The 2,853-nt window shown below is 64.9% G+C and carries 3 protein-coding genes and 1 pseudogene; 2 read left to right on the top strand and 2 right to left on the bottom strand.

The annotated features are described in order from the left end of the window. Positions 1 to 247 precede the first annotated feature (247 nt). The gene (locus KDJ86_RS02080; protein ID WP_291742234.1) at positions 248 to 1,456 is read right to left on the bottom strand and encodes a beta-ketoacyl-[acyl-carrier-protein] synthase family protein; all 1,209 of its coding nucleotides are present in this window, start codon (positions 1,454 to 1,456) and stop codon (positions 248 to 250) included. Continuing rightward, positions 1,453 to 1,710, bottom strand: a complete 258-nt coding sequence (locus tag KDJ86_RS02075; RefSeq protein WP_291742231.1) for a phosphopantetheine-binding protein — start codon at positions 1,708 to 1,710, stop codon at positions 1,453 to 1,455. The genes KDJ86_RS02080 and KDJ86_RS02075 overlap by 4 nt, the downstream gene beginning before the upstream one ends. Before the next feature lie 273 nt (positions 1,711 to 1,983). On the opposite strand from KDJ86_RS02075, the gene KDJ86_RS02070 reads away from it, so the two are divergent. Continuing rightward, positions 1,984 to 2,472 (top strand): toxin-activating lysine-acyltransferase, encoded by a 489-nt coding sequence (locus KDJ86_RS02070; protein ID WP_291742228.1) that lies wholly within the window; start codon positions 1,984 to 1,986, stop codon positions 2,470 to 2,472. Positions 2,473 to 2,638: 166 nt separating this feature from the next. Next, positions 2,639 to 2,853: pseudogene (locus KDJ86_RS02065) on the top strand (AarF/ABC1/UbiB kinase family protein); the annotation flags it as partial.

Raw genomic sequence — 2,853 nt, 5'->3', positions numbered from 1 at the left:
TCCTTCCTCGAATTGAGAGGTTGCTCGTGCAGTGGCCGGACGATAGCGGATGTCCGCGGTCGCCTCTGTGACCTCCCTCACACGCCCCCCAAAACGAAGATGCACCGTCATTTGGCGGTGTATTCGCGCCCGTTCGGATGCTATCGCGAAACGGATTCAGATGCGAGGCAATTCGACGCAATTGACAAAGCCGGTATAATCGGGGCAGGGCGGCCCCGGAACCATGCGTCGCGACTCGTGGGTGGCGCTAGGGACGTCCTAAGGCGAGGACGGCGTTGAGGCCGCCAAAGGCGAAGGAATTCGAGATCGCCGCGCGAACCGGCATTTCCCGCGCCGTGTTGGGCACGACGTCGAGATCGCATTCCGGGTCCGGTTGCTGATAATTGGCCGTCGGGGGGACCACCTGCGTCTCAAGGGTCAGGGCGGTGGCAATGGCCTCGAACGCGCCGGCGACGCCAAGACCATGGGCCAGGACGCCCTTGTTCGACGAGACGGCGAGACGATCCGCCCGGGGCCCGAAGACACCCCGGATCGCCTTGGTCTCGGTCGCGTCGTTGAGCACGGTTCCCGTGCCATGGGCGTTCACGTAGTCGACGTCGGCGACGTCGAGCTGCGCGTCGAGCAGGGCCGCCCGCATGGCCCGCTCGGCGCCGTCCCGGTCGGGCGCGATCGCGTCGTTGGCGTCGGCGCTCATGCCGAAGCCCTTGACCTCGGCAATGATGCGGGCGCCCCGCGCGGTGGCGCGATCCCAATCCTCCAGAACGAGGACCGCCGCGCCTTCGCCAAGCACCAGCCCCGACCGATCGAGCGAAAACGGCCGGCAGATGTCTTCGCTCATGACGCGAAGCGATTCCCAGGCGATGATGGTTCCAACCGTCAGGCACGCCTCCGAGGCCCCGGTGATCGCCACCGGCGCCATTCCGGAGCGGATCATCTGGAAGCCGAGGCCGATGGCGTGGGTGCCCGAGGCACAGGCCGAGACGACGGCGAAGGCCGGGCCTTTCACATTGAGGTCGATCGAGACCTGGCTCGCGGCTGCGTTGCCCATCAGCTTGGGAACCGTGAAGGGATGGGTCTTGCGCTGATCCTCGCCGTAAAGCCGCCAGAAGGATTCGTCGAGAGTGTTCATGCCTCCGGCGCCGGTGCCGATGATCGCCGCGGTGCGAAGCGACAGCTCGTCGTCAAACTCTATTCCGGAATCGGCGACGGCGGAGCGGGCGGCGACGACGGCGAATTGCGAGAACCGGTCGAGCAGGGAAAGCTTGCGGTTCGGGAAATGCTCTGTCGGGTCGAAGCCCTGGACCTGCGCCACCAGCCTGGTATTCAGCTTGCGCGTATCGATTCCGTCGATCGGCCGGATGCCCGTCCTCGCCTCGACAAGCGCGGGCCAGAACTCGGCGATGGTATTTCCGACCGGCGAAACGACGCCGACGCCCGTCAGCGCGACCCGTTTCAAGCCGCGTCACCCTCGGCGACCAGCCGGTCTATGATCCGTGCCACGTCCTGCACGGTTTCGAGCTTCTCGTCCGGTCTCTTCGAGTTGAGGGGGATGTCGACCTTGAACTCGACCTCCAGTGCATAGACCACCTCGATGAGATCGAGGGAGTCGCCGAGGTCTTCCAGCTTCGTCTCCGGCTCGATGTCGCTCAGCGGACGCTCCATCTGCTCGGCGATGATCTTCTGGACTCTCTCGAGGGTGTCCACAATCATTCCCCCTTTCGCCGGGTCACCGCGATCGGCTCGCGAATTGTCTTTTTCCATGAGATCGGTCGCAACAGCAAGATGTGTCATCGGTGGACTCCCGGTGGCTGGGGCCGGCCATCGCAGGAGCCGTGGACGCCTGGGCGGCCTCTTGAGTGCGGGCTGAACCATAACAGGGCCGAATTCGCCGAAGCAGTGACGGCCGTCACATGGCTGCCGTCGTCGTGCTCTGCTATGGATCGCCGCGCCAAGCAATCCTGAAACCTGGCCGGAGAGGGGACGATGGCGGAAGAACCGAAGGAGACGCCCGAACTGCAGGTTCGGACATTCGACAACCGTGCGATGGCCCTTGGCCTGGCGGTTGAATATCTGATGAAGAAGCCTGCCTTCGCGCGGTTGCCGTTCGGCCACTGGTCGCGTGTGCTGACCGGCCAGATCAGGCGCGGGCACTATCTCTTCGTCTTCAGAGGAAACCGGACGGTAGGATTCGGCGGTTGGGCGATCATGACCGAGGCCGAGGCGGAAGCCTGGGTGAGCGGCGCGCCCGACGGGACGGAGGTGCCGGGAACGACGGGTGACTGCGTCGTCATCAATGCGTGGTCCGCCGACGACCCGGCGGTGAATGACATTCTCTTCGCCGAAGCGATGCGACGCGCGAAGGACTTCAAACTGATGTATGCGAAGCGCGAATATGCCGATGGGCGATCGCGTTCGCTCCGTCTCAACGTCAAGGAATATACGGACGCGAAGGCAAAAGCCGGGTCGTCTTGAGTATCTTGCGCCGCGCAGTCGCCGCGCGACTGCGGCGTGACAATGGAGGCGAGGGCGCATGGCGGTCCATCCGCGGATGCGGCAGAGTGGCCGTTGGAAGATCGAACCGGACGACTGCGGCGACAAGGGCCTTCTCCCGGACACGATCCCTGCCTAGATAGCGGCGATGAACGACGCTTCGGACCCGGAGAAGAATCGCCTTTCCCGACGGGTGGGGCGCTACGCCCGCGTCGGCGCCAATGTCGGTGGCGTCGCGGCGAAGATGGCCGGCGCGCGGCTCTTCGGCCGCGACTTCGGGGACCAGCGGAACGCCGCCGAACTGATGGCTGCGCTTGGCGGTCTCAAGGGTCCGATGATGAAGCTTGCCCAGCTTCTGTCGAC

The organism is Bauldia sp., from assembly GCF_020442045.1.
Classification (GTDB): Bacteria; Pseudomonadota; Alphaproteobacteria; order Rhizobiales; family Kaistiaceae; genus Bauldia.
The sequence above is the reverse complement of the archived record's forward strand: the minus strand, read 5'-3'. Positions and strand labels throughout refer to the sequence as shown.

Bases quoted from the DNA above. Each gene is read 5' to 3' on its own strand.
- KDJ86_RS02075 (WP_291742231.1), bottom strand. From the start codon at position 1,710: ATGATTGTGGACACCCTCGAGAGAGTCCAGAAGATCATCGCCGAGCAG.
- KDJ86_RS02070 (WP_291742228.1), top strand. From the start codon at position 1,984: ATGGCGGAAGAACCGAAGGAGACGCCCGAACTGCAGGTTCGGACATTC.